General features: G+C 44.2%; 17 protein-coding genes. 14 read left to right on the plus strand and 3 right to left on the minus strand.

Annotated elements, in window-relative coordinates; translation table 11 throughout:
• Window positions 1-9: 9 nt before the first annotated feature.
• From MHH40_RS11465 to MHH40_RS11480, 4 genes are all read left to right on the plus strand, one after another.
• On the plus strand, window positions 10-333 hold the full coding sequence (locus tag MHH40_RS11465) for a PTS sugar transporter subunit IIB (RefSeq protein WP_050944552.1): 324 nt from the start codon (window positions 10-12) through the stop codon (window positions 331-333).
• 19 nt (window positions 334-352) lie between these two features.
• A complete protein-coding gene (locus tag MHH40_RS11470; protein WP_024423898.1) occupies window positions 353-682 on the plus strand; it encodes a PTS lactose/cellobiose transporter subunit IIA in 330 nt (109 codons plus the stop codon).
• A 65-nt stretch (window positions 683-747) separates the two neighbouring features.
• Window positions 748-1,602, plus strand: a complete 855-nt coding sequence (locus MHH40_RS11475; protein WP_050944551.1) for a polysaccharide deacetylase family protein — start codon at window positions 748-750, stop codon at window positions 1,600-1,602.
• Window positions 1,603-1,941: 339 nt separating this feature from the next.
• Window positions 1,942-2,310, plus strand: coding sequence for a VOC family protein (locus MHH40_RS11480; protein ID WP_050944715.1), 369 nt, complete (start codon window positions 1,942-1,944; stop codon window positions 2,308-2,310).
• Window positions 2,311-2,374: 64 nt separating this feature from the next.
• On the opposite strand, the gene ribD is transcribed toward MHH40_RS11480, so the two are convergent.
• From ribD to MHH40_RS11495, 3 genes are read right to left on the minus strand one after another with little or no spacing between them, the layout of a single operon-like run.
• Window positions 2,375-3,466 (minus strand): bifunctional diaminohydroxyphosphoribosylaminopyrimidine deaminase/5-amino-6-(5-phosphoribosylamino)uracil reductase RibD, encoded by a 1,092-nt coding sequence (ribD, locus tag MHH40_RS11485; RefSeq protein ID WP_050944550.1) that lies wholly within the window; start codon window positions 3,464-3,466, stop codon window positions 2,375-2,377.
• Window positions 3,453-4,214, minus strand: coding sequence for a GTP cyclohydrolase II (locus tag MHH40_RS11490; protein ID WP_003215082.1), 762 nt, complete (start codon window positions 4,212-4,214; stop codon window positions 3,453-3,455). The genes ribD and MHH40_RS11490 overlap by 14 nt, the downstream gene beginning before the upstream one ends.
• Complete coding sequence (locus tag MHH40_RS11495) at window positions 4,192-5,085, minus strand: VOC family protein (RefSeq protein WP_050944549.1); 894 nt, start codon at window positions 5,083-5,085, stop codon at window positions 4,192-4,194. The genes MHH40_RS11490 and MHH40_RS11495 overlap by 23 nt, the downstream gene beginning before the upstream one ends.
• Window positions 5,086-5,261: 176 nt before the next feature.
• Here MHH40_RS11495 and MHH40_RS11500 point away from each other — a divergent pair, with 176 nt between their 5' ends.
• The 10 genes from MHH40_RS11500 to MHH40_RS11545 all read left to right on the plus strand — a co-directional run bounded on the left by MHH40_RS11500 (window position 5,262) and on the right by MHH40_RS11545 (window position 14,419).
• Window positions 5,262-5,594: a winged helix-turn-helix transcriptional regulator gene (locus MHH40_RS11500; RefSeq protein WP_050944548.1), complete on the plus strand. Its 333-nt coding sequence runs from the start codon at window positions 5,262-5,264 to the stop codon at window positions 5,592-5,594.
• Window positions 5,595-5,964: 370 nt separating this feature from the next.
• On the plus strand, window positions 5,965-6,423 hold the full coding sequence (locus MHH40_RS11505) for an NEAT domain-containing protein (protein ID WP_050944547.1): 459 nt from the start codon (window positions 5,965-5,967) through the stop codon (window positions 6,421-6,423).
• A 20-nt stretch (window positions 6,424-6,443) separates the two neighbouring features.
• Window positions 6,444-7,097, plus strand: a complete 654-nt coding sequence (gene isdC / locus MHH40_RS11510; RefSeq protein WP_034620342.1) for a heme uptake protein IsdC — start codon at window positions 6,444-6,446, stop codon at window positions 7,095-7,097.
• Between the two features lie 18 nt (window positions 7,098-7,115).
• Window positions 7,116-8,933 (plus strand): NEAT domain-containing protein, encoded by a 1,818-nt coding sequence (locus MHH40_RS11515; RefSeq protein ID WP_050944546.1) that lies wholly within the window; start codon window positions 7,116-7,118, stop codon window positions 8,931-8,933.
• 75 nt (window positions 8,934-9,008) lie between these two features.
• Window positions 9,009-9,896, plus strand: a complete 888-nt coding sequence (gene isdE / locus MHH40_RS11520) for a heme ABC transporter substrate-binding protein IsdE (RefSeq protein WP_003214804.1) — start codon at window positions 9,009-9,011, stop codon at window positions 9,894-9,896.
• 33 nt (window positions 9,897-9,929) lie between these two features.
• Window positions 9,930-10,916, plus strand: coding sequence for a FecCD family ABC transporter permease (locus tag MHH40_RS11525; RefSeq protein WP_044140297.1), 987 nt, complete (start codon window positions 9,930-9,932; stop codon window positions 10,914-10,916).
• Window positions 10,903-11,673, plus strand: a complete 771-nt coding sequence (locus MHH40_RS11530; RefSeq protein WP_003214769.1) for an ABC transporter ATP-binding protein — start codon at window positions 10,903-10,905, stop codon at window positions 11,671-11,673. Before MHH40_RS11525 ends, MHH40_RS11530 begins: the two co-directional genes overlap by 14 nt.
• A gap of 26 nt (window positions 11,674-11,699) precedes the next feature.
• Entirely contained in the window at window positions 11,700-12,452 is a 753-nt protein-coding gene (gene srtB, locus MHH40_RS11535) for a class B sortase (RefSeq protein ID WP_050944545.1), read from the plus strand.
• A gap of 33 nt (window positions 12,453-12,485) precedes the next feature.
• Window positions 12,486-13,409: an ABC transporter substrate-binding protein gene (locus tag MHH40_RS11540; protein ID WP_411431630.1), complete on the plus strand. Its 924-nt coding sequence runs from the start codon at window positions 12,486-12,488 to the stop codon at window positions 13,407-13,409.
• Window positions 13,406-14,419, plus strand: a complete 1,014-nt coding sequence (locus MHH40_RS11545) for a FecCD family ABC transporter permease (RefSeq protein WP_050944543.1) — start codon at window positions 13,406-13,408, stop codon at window positions 14,417-14,419. Before MHH40_RS11540 ends, MHH40_RS11545 begins: the two co-directional genes overlap by 4 nt.
• Window position 14,420 lies beyond the last annotated feature (1 nt).

The following is a 14,420-nucleotide window of genomic DNA, read 5'->3' on the forward strand; positions in this document are numbered from 1 at the left end:
TGTTGGGATATGAAACGAATCATTCTCGCTTGTGCCGCAGGAATGTCGACATCCATTGTAGTGTCCAAAATGAAGGCAGCCGCAGAAGCGAAGGGGCTGGATTATGAGATATACGCCATACCTGAAGGGGCTATTGCGGATGAATTAGAAGAGCATGGAGAAGATGTGCAGGTGATTTTACTTGGACCGCAAGTAAGCTTTATGAAAAAGGCAGCAGAAAAAACAGCGGCACCTTACCAAATACCTGTTGATGTCATCAATGTGAGATTATACGGAACAGCGAACGGAGAAAAAATACTAGAGCATGCTCTGAAACTAGCAAATGAATCTTAAGTAATTGGAGGAGAAGCAGATGACGGTATTAGAGGAAATGCAGGGAGCAGCCTTTCAAATCATTGCTCATGCAGGCGAGGCAAGAAGTCATTATGTTGAAGCGATTCGTCTAGCAAGAGCTGATGATTTTGAAAAAGCACAGCAGTTGATTGAAAAAGGGGAGGAAGCGTTTCGAAGCATCCACAACCTGCACTTGTCGCTGATCCAAAAAGAGGCGGCAGGTGAGCAGCTTCCCTTTTCTTTACTGCTGATACATGCAGAAGATCAAATGCTCACAACAGAGACCATTCATCTGCTTGCCATCGAAATGATTGAAATGTGTAAAAAAATGAACACCCTGTCAAAATAGATATCAGGTAGTAACCAATTTCTGTTATAATCATTCGATAGATAGAGAGAAAGCAGGATTGGTGAATGAAAAAAACATGTATGTTGATGACGGTTGGTCTTGTGGCGCTGCTCATTTCGGGTTGTATGGGAACGAAGGAGCAAACGGAAGGAAACCAGCAAGTAGTCAAAGAGGAAAAGGGTCAATTACAAGCAAAAGAAACAAAACAGATTCAGCAGAAAGAAGAGGCAGAGATAGATACACAAAACTGGATTAAGCAAAAGGAACCAGTAGAGCTTCCGATTTTGATGTATCACAGCATCTCCAGCGGTAACTCGCTTCGTGTACCAAAGAGCGAGTTTGCGGCTCATATGAAATGGCTGAAGGACAACGACTATGTCACGCTGTCGCCAGAAGAAGCGTACCGCGTCTTCACAACAAATACGAAGCCAAGTGAAAAGTGTGTCCTTATTACATTCGATGATGGATATACCGATAACTATACAAAGGCATTTCCGATTTTAAAGCAGTATGGAATGAAGGCAACGATTTTCATGATTGAGCAATCCATTGGCCGTCCGAACCACTTAACGGATGAACAAATGGATGAAATGATAGCAAATGGGCTATCAATTGAGAGTCATACCATTCATCATTTAGAGCTCAATCGTTTATCAAAGAAGCAGCAGAAAGAGGAATTAAAAGGGTCAAAGGCATTCTTTGATCAACGTTTTTCTCAGCGTACGAGAATGGTCAGCTATCCTGTCGGGCGCTATAACGAAGACACGCTAAAGCTGGCGAAAGAAGCAGGTTATCAAATGGCTGTCACCACTGAACCAGGACATGCGAAGAAGGAACAGGGGATGATGTCCTTGCACCGTGTTCGCGTGTCACCGGGACTTTCACCCGAAAGCTTTGGCAGGCTGGTAGAAGGGAATTAACGATAAATGTTTCACATGAAACAATTTACGACAAGTTTCACCAAAATGAATCACTACACATGATATGTCTAGGTTTCAAATGTCATTACAAGAGACACTTAGATGGACAGAACTTTCATTACAATGGGAGTTCTGTTTTTGAAAAAAATTTTGCACTGTCATTTAGATGAAATCAATCAAACTCTACATCGTATGAAACACCTCACTGAAGGACTCCAAGTATCAAGCCCACCAATGAAGCAAAGAACAAGAATACCCAAGCAAATTTGCTCAGTATCACAAAAATTTAAGAAACACTTCATAGAAAAACCAATTGAGAAAAGAAAGGAAGAGAGGATTATGTCAAATTTTGTTGGAATCGATCATGTTCAATTAGCTGCCCCAAAAGGTAGTGAAGAGAAAGCACGTTTGTTTTTTGGCGGAATTTTAGGAATGGAGGAAATACCCAAGCCTAGTAATCTAGCTAAACGTGGAGGTGTCTGGTTTCAATGCGGTCATCATCAGCTTCACATTGGAATACAGGATCATTTCCAAGCTGCAAAGAAAGCCCATCCAGCTTTTCTTGTAAAGAGTCTATCGGAATTAAAAAAGGCATTATTGAATCACCACATTAGCATCAGAGAAGATGAGCCATTGGAAGGAGCCATCCGGTTCTATGTAGAAGATCCCTTTGGGAATCGAATTGAATTTTTAGAGAGAACAGACTAAAAAAAACTAGATTTTTAAAAACAAGGCGGCTGTTTAGATCTCCTCAACAGCCGCCTTGTTTTTGTTATTGATAAACGGGATAGCCCGTTATTTTAATATCTTTCCCTAGTGTTTCTAATGAGAGCTGATCCAGTTCAATGGCATCACTCATGAGACGTATGCCTTCCCCTCCGAAAAAGGAAGGAGACAGCCTTCCGCCAATGAGTTTAGGTGCCATATAAATGACCAATTTATCTACAAGCTGCTGTTCTAAAAATGAAGCATTGATCTGACCGCCGCCTTCAATCATGAGGGAGGAGACATTTCTTTCTCCCAGCGTTTGAAGCACTTCTTGCAGGGGCACCCGCGTCTCGCTGTCTGTTACAAAGACGCTGACGCCGGCTGCTTCTAAAGCGGTTCGTTTTTCCTCATCGGCTTGCTTTGTTGTAAAGATCCATGTTGGTGCCATCTGATCAGTGACGATCTTTGCTGTCAACGGTGTTGATAGCTTAGAGTCTAAAACAATTCGAACCGGATGATGCCCATTTGGAATCCGTGCAGTTAGTGAAGGATCGTCATGAATAACAGTTTGAGCACCGACCAAAATCGCATCATTGATGCTGCGGATATGATGAGCATCATAACGGGATGTCTCAGATGTAATCCATTTGCTGTCAGACGTAGCAGACGCAATTTTTCCGTCTAAGGTAATACCTGCCTTGAGCGTCACGAAAGGTGTTTTTTTCGTAATAAAATGATTAAACACTTCATTCATGAGAATGGATTCCTGCTCAAGTACGCCTGTAATCACTTGGATGCCAGCATCTTGTAAAATGGCGATTCCGCGGCCAGCGACAAGCGGGTTCGGGTCAAGTGCTGCCACGACAACGGTTTCGACGCCTGCTTTCACAAGTGCCTCCGCGCAAGGACCTGTACGGCCATGGTGGGAACAAGGCTCGAGGGTCACATAAATAGTGGCTCCTTTTGCCTTGTCTCCAGCCATTTTAAGTGCATGAATTTCAGCATGTGGTTCACCGGCTTTCATATGAGCACCGACTCCAACAATTTCATTATCGCGCACAATCACAGCCCCGACGAGCGGGTTCGGTGATGTCTGGCCTTTCATTGCCCGTGCATTTTCTAGGGCTAGATTCATATATCGCTCATGATGTGGCAATCGTACGCACCTCTTGCTCCGCCTTCATGTGACCTGAGCGGTTGATTTTTGTCTGCAAGTATTTTTCATTAAACTCTGAGACATCACCCCAAAGCGGAATACGTCCAGAAAGAGATAAACCTGCATGGCTGATGGCATCTGTCTTTTTCGGATTATTGGTAATGAGTCTGACTGGCTTTGTACGAAGTGTTTGAAGAACCGCGATGGCTTCTTCATATTGACGCGTGTCATCTTCAAAGCCGAGTGCTTCGTTCGCTTCTACTGTATCGTAGCCGTTTTCTTGAAGGATATAAGCCATGGCTTTCGTGAAAAGTCCAATACCTCGGCCTTCATGGTTGGCTAAATAAAACAGGGCACCTGCACCATTGTCCTCAATCATTCGCATGGACTGCTTCAATTGGAATCCGCAGTCGCAGCGCTTGCTTCCGAAAATATCACCAGTGTGACAAATGGAATGCATGCGGATAAGAGCTTCGTCAGCGTGCTCGAAATCTCCATACACTAGCACGCTGGACTGCTGATGATCGGCAAGCTGGCGGGACGAGAGGCTTTCAATTAAAGCTTCATCTGACAATGGCTCTAACCCGTCGTCTTTTAACCATGAATACCAGTTGAACATCACCGTTCTGCCGTCTAAATTCACTGGCAATTTAATGGGTCCAGTGATATATATATACCCGTCTTCTTGCTGTACTCGTTTGATTTTATCTTTTAAAATGGCTGTTTTAAGATCTGTGTGTTTGTCCATATTCTGCACCTTCTTTTTTGTCTGTTTCTTCAATCTGTAAACGAACGAGAACGCCAAATGGATCAACAAATTCGTTACTTTTCCCTATTGTTTTCACTTGAGTGCCTGCTTTTGTTAGGCGCTCAACGACGGACTGTCTGTCTGCTTCTTGTGGGAATACGAGTGTATAGCTTCTAATTCCTGAAAAACGTGGATCAATGGCTCCTTTTCGTCCGCGTCCCCATGCATTAAAGGCAAGGTGATGGTGGTACACACCAGCGGCGATAAATACGCTTGCTGGTGGAGCCATTCGGATATGAAAACCGAGCGTATTGACATAAAAGGAATCAGCTTCTTCTGGGTTCAGATGGAAATGTAAGTGTCCCATTACTGTGCCAGCCGGAAGTCCTTTCCACGTCGTATCAGCGGCTTCTTGCAGGAGACCATCTCCATCAAGAGGTGCATTTCCGCCACCTTTCAGTTCTCCATGCTCACCTACCCAAACGTCCTCAGGGCGATCAGCATATATTTCTACGCCAATGCCGTCAGGGTCACTTAAATAAATGGCTTCACTGAAAAAGTGATCGCTTGCTCCAATTAAAGGATAGCCTTTTTTGATCACATGTGCCAGCCATGTGCCCAGGTTTTTTCTGGTAGGTAATAAAACAGCAAAATGATAAAGTCCTGGCTCGTGATCAGGTTTCTCTTTTAGCTGTGCATCTTCTTTTAACAAAAGGATTGGTTCCTTTGCATTGCTGCCAAGTGTCACTGTGGAATCTGTCTTTTCTAATATAGAAAATCCTAAAATGTCTGTATAAAAAGGTAAAGAACGCTCAAAGCTGGATACATGTAACTCTGTTACACCCAATCTTAGCTCCTCAATTGTCTTCAAGCTCGGTCATCTCCTTCATGATATATGCATCGGCATGTTTAAATGTTTTTGAAAATATATAAAAATGAATACCTTGTTACTTAAAGTAACTAAACTATATAATAGTTAGTAACTTATTTCAAGTAATTAATTGTGTTATAATGAAAAAAAGAGAGAAAAGCGGGAGGGAGTAAGGTATGGCTCAAGTAGATGGCTGCCCAATCACAGATGCCATGGAGATTCTAGGCAAGAAGTGGGTCATTCTCATCATCAATCAGCTTCTGACAGGCCCTAAGCGTTTCTGTCAGCTTGAAAATGAAATGAACATCAGTGGCAGGTTATTATCTGAAAGGCTGAAGGATTTAGAGGCTGAAGGACTCGTTGAGAAAAACGTATACCCTGACATTCCAGTACGGATTGAATACGAATTAACAGCGCAAGGGAAGAAAATAGAGCCGATTATTCGTGAAATGTATGCTTGGTCTTTAGAACGTAAAAATAGCAAAAAAGGGGAACATGTTCCTTCCTAATCGATTTCGATCAGTCTGTCTGATCGAAATTTTTTTGTGCGATTTTCCAGAAATCTAAGTCAATAGTATGAAAAATGATGTTGACAATAAATTCACTCATCATATAAGATCAAGAAGAAGAGGGTTCTTTTCCCTGTAATGGAATGGAGGTCATGCCATGGTATCATGAATGGGACAGATTGCCTAAAACACGTGTCAAACCATCATTTAGAAACAGACATCTTTGGCTTTTAGGAAGCAAAGATTTATTTTTTCAACTCAATTGATAATGATTATCATAATCATCTATAAGTGTGATCAAGCGCTTATGAAGGTTATTTTTTTTATTATCCGTTGAGAATAATTATCAATATCATTTAGGAGGGTTCACATGAAAGCCATTCGTTCAACATCACACGTATTATTGTTCTTTAGCTTTGTTCTATTATTTGCTCTAGCCCCGATTAGCTCAGCCTCAGCAGCAGGCTTAGCAGATGGTCAACATTCAGCACAATATGTGGTATGGAAGGCAGATAGCGATTCGACTTCAACAGCGAATACGTATTTTGAAAAACCAGCCAAGCTTGTCGTGAAGGATGGAAAAATCAAAGCACAAGTCACGTTAACGAATAGTTCTTGGATCACTAGCTTTAAAACACTTGAACAAGGTGTCTACAAAGATGCGAAGGTGATCAGTACAAACACAGCTGCGAATAAGAGAACAGTAGAATTCAACGTGAACAACCTGACAGAAGTCGTACCAGCAAAAGTGAGCGTGACTGTACCGGTCATCGGATATACAGGTAATTACGACATCCGTATCAAGTTTGATGCAGCATTTGTTCAGTAAAAAGGGAGGAAATTCGCTTGATGAAAAAAATGATGAGGCTATCAGTCTTCATGACCGCTTTATTATTGGCACTCATGCTGCCTTTTTCAAACGCACAGGCTGCCACGTTAAAGGATGGTACATACTCCGTCAACTATACTGTGCTCAAGGCTGAAGGAAATGCGGTCTCTATGGCAAATGACTACTGGCTGAAGCCAGCAAAAGTGATTGCAAAAAATGGGAAGCTGACAGTACAAATGACCATTAAAAATAGCAGCTGGGTGACGGAATTTAAAGTTCCGGGAAATGGCGGCTATGTTGATACAACGGTTCTCTCAACCAATAAAAAAGCCAACACAAGGATTGTTCAGTTCCAAGCTCAGAGCTTGTCTAAACCAATCAAATCAAAAATTCATGTCACTGTAAAATCTGCTGATTATGATCATGATTATACCATTCAGCTGAAATTTGATGAGAGCAGCATGAAATCACTTTCGTCTAACAGCACAAACAAATCAGCGGGTGAAGCAGAAAAGCAGCAGCCATCAAAAGAATCAACGAAAACATCTGATTCATCCACGACAAAACAAGAAGAGAATCCTCAAACTGGTGATACAAACCAGACAGGGTGGCTCCTTGTGCTTGCTCTATGCTCAGGCGGATTTTTAGCAAGAAAGTGGATCATTAAGCATTAAGGAAGGAAGTGTCACCATTTGAAACGTCTTTTTCATCTAAAGGCAGCCATTCTGCTCGTTTTATTCAGTTTATTGACTGCATTTCAGATTCCTCAAGGAACGGCTCAAGCTGCATCATTTGTTGATGGTGAATACACGGTCGGATTCACTGTTTTAAAAAATGGCAGCACAGAAGCGTCCATGATGGATACGTATACAGAAAAGCCAGCTAAGCTGATTGTGGAAAATGGTAAGACGACTGCCTATGTCACACTGAAGCAAAGCAAAGAGATTACAGATTTCAAGGTCGAACAAAATGGCGCTCTTGTCACCACTGAAACCGTCAGTGAGGATGCAACTGCCAATACACGTGTGATCAAGTTTGATGTTGCCGACTTATCAGCCAAATTAAACGGCTGGGTGAAAATTTATTGGGATTTAGGCGGCTTTATTTATGACGAAGCATATGACGTACAGCTTGCATTCGATCAAAGCAGCCTAACGCTCGTTACACCTGCAAAGCCAGACGATAACGAAACAAAACCAGATGACCAAAATGGCACAAAGCCAGACGATAACGAAACAAAGCCGGATGACCAAAATGGCACAAAGCCAGACGATAACGAAACAAAGCCGGATGATCAAAATGGCACAAAGCCAGACGATCAGCAGACAACACCAGACAATAACAATGGTACAAAGCCAGTAGATTCTGCGCAAAATCAACTGAAAGATGGCGAGTACCGCATCAATTACAGTGTGCTCAAAGGGGATGAGGACGAGGCATCTCGGATGAACCAATACTTCTCACATCCTGCATCCTTATCCGTCAAAAACGGAAAGCAAACCATTTCCTTTACGGTGAAGGACAATACGTCTGTTGCTTCTTTGAAAATAGAGAAAAACGGCTCTTATCAAGAAGTGAAGACCGTCAGCACAGATCAAGCAAAGAACACAAGAGTGGTGTCATTTGATGTCGCTGATTTGAAAAAAGCGGTCAAAGGAAAAGTTCACATTGTAGTAGCGGCCGCCCACTATGACCAAACTTACGATATTCGTTTTCAATTCGATGCAAAGAGTATCGCGCCACTTAAAGGCGGACAGGTAGAGGAAGAAACACCTGCTGCACCAGAAACACCAAAACCAAACACACCATCACCAGAAACAAATAACGGCGGAGCTCCTCAAGAGACGGCTCAGCTTAAAGATGGTGTATACAAGCTTCCTTTCTCAATGAAGAAAGCAGACAAGGATGAGCTTTCTCGTATGAACGATTACGTCGTGAGCCCTGCGACATTGGTTGTGAAAAATGGCCGCCATTTCGTTTCATATACAGTGAAGAATAGCTCAGCTATCACGTCCTTCCAAGTAGGAACAGGTGGCAAGTTTGAAGAGACGCTTGTTGCAAAAACAGATCAAAAATCAGATACACGAGTGATTCAATACGAAGCCAAAAGCTTAAGTACGGCTCAGGCAGCACGCGTAAAAATTGATATTCCAGCTGCGAATTATCATGAGCAGTACGATGTCAAACTTATCTATGACACAAAAGGAATTGCTCTTGGTGAAGGAAGCGGGATTCGATCGATCATCGGAGACGATGAGAGTATCGGCTTTGTCAAAAATCCAAATGATCGCGATTCTCAATCAAATCAACCAAATCAACTTGAGAATTTAGCGCCAGAGGAAACAGGCGCAGAGCAGCTGACATTTACTCCATCAGATGACCAAACCAAGTCTGAGACTGGACAGCTGAATCCAAAAACAGGAGATACCTCTCTTCTTTGGGTGTATATTCTTTTATTCGGCGGGTCATTATTCGTACTCGTCAGAAAGTATCAAACAAGAACAAGATAGATGGTTTAGTTGAAGTGAGATGCGCCGAGATCATCGACGCATCCACTCTCTTTTTTCGAAAGGGGGCTTCTGTTTTTGAAGCATCGAATGTTATGTACCTTGATCGCTGCCCTTAGTGTGTGCGTGATCTTATCGGGCTGCTCACAGTCAGCTGAAAGCTCAGCAAAAGGCAAAAAAAACGCAGATTCAAATGCGCGCATTGTGGCAACGACTGTAGCTGCTGTGGAGATCATGGATGCCTTAGAGATCGATCTTGTTGGGGTGCCAACAAGCCAAAAATCCTTGCCAGCTCGTTATAAAGGACTGCCAGAAGTCGGCAATCCAATGAGCCCAGATATGGAAATCATCCAATCACTTCAACCGACAGATGTCCTGTCCGTTACAACCCTTCAATATGATTTAGAGACACCCTTTCAACAAGCAGGTGTCCCTGCCACATACTTAAATCTCGAGAGCATGGCTAACATGGAGAAGGCGATTACGAAGCTTGGAGCTCAGTATGACAGAAAGAAACAAGCCGAGCGCATTGTGTCTGACTTTGAGCAAAAAAAGAAAGACATACAAGAGAAGACGAAGGGAAAACGAAAGCCATCCGTTCTGATTTTGCTTGGTGTACCAGGCAGTTATTTGGTGGCGACAGAGCATTCATATATTGGTGATCTTGTGCGGATCGCAGGCGGAGAGAACATTGTCAAAGGCGAGAAGATGGAGTATTTGGCTTCCAATACGGAGTATTTACAAAAAGCCAATCCAGATATCATCCTCCGGGCCGCACATGGGATGCCAGATGAAGTCGTCCGCATGTTTGATCAAGAATTTAAAACAAATGACATTTGGAAGCATTTTCATGCAGTCAAGCAAGACCGGGTGTATGACCTCGAAGAAAGCTTATTCGGGACAACGGGCAATTTAAAGGCAGCAGAAGCACTAGATGAACTAACGCGTATGCTGTATCCGTCATAAGCGGCGAATTTGAATGATAAAAGGACGTTTAAGATGAAAAAAACAGGGATTTTATTTCTGACAGTCAGTGTCTTACTGGTGTGCGTGTTTATTTATTCCGCCATTACGGGGAGCATTCATGTCACCCCGATTGAATTATTGGAAGGGCTCATCACCGGTCAACATGCACAGGTAGAAATCATTAAAGATCTCAGAATTCCTCGCATGCTCATTGCCATGTTTACAGGGGCCGCTTTATCTGTCTCCGGTGTACTGCTGCAGTCGGTCATGAGGAATCCATTAGCTGATGCCGGCGTCATTGGGATTTCATCAGGAGCCAGCTTCTTTTCTTTAATGGCCATAACAGCACTTCCTCAATTTTATTTCTACTCTCCTTTATTTTCGGTGTTAGGTGGAGCCATTGCGTGTTTCCTCGTGTATGTTCTGTCTTGGAAGGGTGGATTAAGCCCCATCCGCATGATTTTGGTTGGGATCGCCATCAATGCCATGTTTACTGGAATGGCTGAAGCATTTGTGACCATTTGCAGTTATTTCAATATCACGATCAATCAGTCAGGACAGTCGAATCTCACGATGAAAACGTGGGGGGATGTCCGTTTAATCGGAGTCTATGGCGTCGTCGGCCTTGTCGTAGCCCTTTTCTTTAGCAGATGGTGTAACCTCTTGGCTCTTCAGGACAAGACAGCGAAAAATTTAGGATTGCGTGTGACCAGAATGCGCCTTTTGATTTCCATCACAGCTGTATTGCTTGCGGCGGTGACAGCAGCGGTAGCGGGCGTGATTGCCTTTGTCGGTTTGCTTATCCCGCACATTTCAAGAAGACTTGTCGGGTCTGATCACCGGGTACTCATTCCATTTTCTGCGTTAAGCGGGGCTTTGCTGATTCTGACGGCTGATACGCTCGGCAGGACGCTTGTCGCACCAAATGAAATTCCTGCTTCTACGATCATGGCCGTGATTGGCGGGCCATTTCTGATCTTTTTACTAAGAAGGGGGGACCGTCTCCATGGACATTCGTGAGGTGTCATTCTCATATGACCAGCAGAAGGACATCGTTCAATCGGTCACAACACACATTGAAAAGGGGAAAATCACAACCATTATCGGTCCGAATGGCTCAGGGAAATCCACACTGCTTTCATTGATGGCGAATAACCATGCGCCAAACAAAGGGCAAATTCACTTAGACGGCCAAGCACTGAATGCGTTTAAGCCAAAGGAGCTGGCAAAAAAGCTGGCTGTTGTCCATCAGCAAAATGAAGCGCCGCTTGATTTAACGATCGAGAGGGTCGTGGCATTCGGCAGAACGCCGTACCAGACGATGCGCGGAGGAGACAAGGAAGAGGATGAGAGAGCGATAGAGTGGGCGCTTTCCAGTACAAAGCTAACGGAAAAACGAAAGGTGCCGCTCGCCTCACTGTCAGGCGGTGAGCGGCAGCGAGTATGGATTGCGATGGCACTTGCGCAAAAAACGTCGATCCTTTTCTTAGATGAACCGACAACCTATTTGGATATCTATTATCAATTTGACATTCTTGAGCTGATCCGTGAGCTCAATGTCGTACATGGACTAACAATCGTTATGGTGCTACACGACATGAATCAGGCTGTCCGCTACAGCGATGTCATCATTGCGATGAAGAATGGCCGGATTATGAGTGAAGGACAGCCAAATGATGTGTTAACAGAAGAAAATGTGCGGCACATTTATGATGTGTCCGTCACGATTAAACAGGATGCAGAAACAGGGATGTATATCGTGCCTGTTGGTATATAAGCTGTGCAAAAAGCAGGTGAGACAGTGTGAAAAGAGGAAAACGGGTCTGGCAGCGGATGCTGACGATCGTCTGTTTAGGTGTATTCATTTATAGCGGGTCGGCCATTGGCTTAGAGCTGTTCGGCTATTATCAAAATCGTCAGGTGCTTGCAAAGGCTCAGACGATGTATGGACATGAGCAAGGAATGAATGAAAGCCGGGAGCCGGGAACTATTCGTACGTCATTTGATGAACTGCGGAAGGTAAACGATGACATTGTCGGCTGGATCAATATGAAGGACACGATGATTCAGTACCCAATCGTCCAATCTCGCGATAATGCGTTCTACTTAACCCGTAATTACTTAAAAAACGACACCCGGGCAGGCAGTATTTTTATGGATTATCGTAATGACGTCTTGCATGAAAGCCCGAATACTGTGGTGTACGGGCATCGGATGAGGGATGGGTCCATGTTCGCTGGACTCACAAACTATTTAAAAAAGGATTTCTTCGATGAGCATCGGACATTTCAGTACGATACGCTGTATCAAAGCTATGAGGCGGAGATTTTTGCCGTGTATGAAACAACGGTGGACTTCAATTATATTCAAACCGATTTTCGAGATCTTGGCGAATATGCGCACTACTTGCAAGCTGTGCGGAAAAAATCAATCTACCAAACGAAAACAGACGTGTCCACAGATGACCTCATTCTCACTCTATCGACCTGTGATCATGTGCTTGCACCGAAAAACGGGCGTCTCGTGGTACAGGCAAAGCTAAAGAAAGTTTACTAGAAAAGGAGAGACAGACGGTTGAAATTTTCACATATGATCTTCGTGGGACTTGTCTTGATGCTTCTCCTCAGCGGATGCAGTCAGGCAGCACCTGTAGAGAAAGGGAGCGGTCAAGGTGCGCTGAAGATAAAGGACTTTGCCGGCAGAACGCTGTCGTTTGAGGACTCCCCTCAGCGTATTGTCTCATTATCGACTGGAGACATGAGCATCCTATATGCCTTAGGCGGTGAGGTGGTCGGTCGTCCGGCCGCCGAATTACCAGAGAGCTTACAACAGGCTACATCAGTCCAAACAATTGGTACCACACATCAATTTGATGTAGAGCTCATCACAAGCTTAAAGCCCGATGTTGTACTTGGGAATGAACAATTAAACAGCAAGGACATCTCTACAATAGAAGGAATTGGTTCACAGCTTCTTTTGACAAGTGCCAATTCAGTGAAGGACATCCAGCGCCAAATTACGTTATTCGGAGATTTGCTAGGGAAGCAGCAAAAGGCAAAAGCGCTTAACAAGCAAATCGATCAGCGGAAAAAGCAGGTCAAACAGCCTCAGAAAAAAGTGAAGACACTCGTTGTATACGGGGCACCCGGCACATATATGGCGGCGCTACCTCAATCCTTAAGCGGAGATTTACTACACATCGCTGGAGGGACGAACATTGCTGAGAATGAACCAGCACTCGAAAAATTCCCTCAATACGCTCAAATCAATGCAGAAAAGGTCATCGAAGCTGATCCTGATCTTATCCTGCTTATGACCCACAGCAATCCTGAAGATGTGAAAGCGGGCTTTATGAGTGAAATGAAACAGAATGCTACATGGCACGATGTATCAGCCGTCAAACATGGACACGTCGAGATTCTGCCTAGTGATCTATTTGGAACGAATCCAGGCGCAGACGTGATGAGAGCGATTGATGAGCTAGAGAAAAGATTGAAGCGATTGTCATCATGAAAATGAATGCAGAATTAGATTTTCAAAAAAGACAGTCGAGGCGAAGATGGCTGATACCCGGGCTGTTCATCTCGTTAGTTGTAGGCGCATGTCTAGGGCTTGCATTAGGTTCTGTTCAATTATCACTGCAAGATTTACTCGCTGCTTTGACGGGATCAGGTCAGCCTGTCCATGAGAAAATTGTGATGGATTTACGCCTACCGCGCGTTCTCATCGGTTTCATCGTTGGGGCCTGTCTCGCAGCATCAGGGGCGATTTTACAAGGAGTCGTACGAAATCCACTCGCTGACCCTGGCATCATCGGTGTGACGGCTGGCGGCGGATTGGCTGCTGTGCTTAGCATGATTGTGTTTCCACAATTCACGTATTTGCTGCCAGCCGCTGCTTTCCTTGGCGCTTTATTAGCGGCACTTGTGGTGTATATGCTCTCATTTGATCAAGGGGTTTCACCGCTGAAGCTGATTTTGGCGGGAGTGGCAGTCAATGCCCTACTTGGGGCGGTGATGAATGGGTTTATGGTGCTTTATAGTGAGCGTGTGCAGGCTGTTCTGCCCTTTTTATCAGGAGGATTAAATGGACGGAGCTGGCATCATCTAACCTTCGTGTCGCCCTATGCGCTTGCTGGGTTGTGCCTTTGTTTTTTTGCCATCAAGCCGGCAAACCTTCTTTTGCTTGGCGATGAATCGGCTCAGCTGCTCGGTCTCAGAGTAGAGCGCACCCGGTTTTTCTTAATTGCACTGGCGGCACTTTTAGCTGGTGCAGCAGTAAGTGTGAGCGGCTTAATTGGATTTGTCGGACTAGTCGTTCCTCATTTTATCCGTCTTTTAATTGGAGATGACTACCGGTATCTGCTGCCAATCTCGATGCTGGGCGGAGGCGTGCTTGTGGTTTTTGCAGATACAGCCGCAAGGGTATGGTTTACGCCAGTTGAACTGCCTGTCGGTATCCTGCTTGCCTGCATCGGTGCACCTTTCTTCCTCTATTTATTAAAAAAGAAAGGGAGGGGTTAAG

Origin of the sequence: Bacillus sp. FSL K6-2431, assembly GCF_038005165.1 — a bacterium.
Taxonomy (GTDB): Bacteria; Bacillota; Bacilli; order Bacillales; family Bacillaceae; genus Bacillus; species Bacillus pumilus.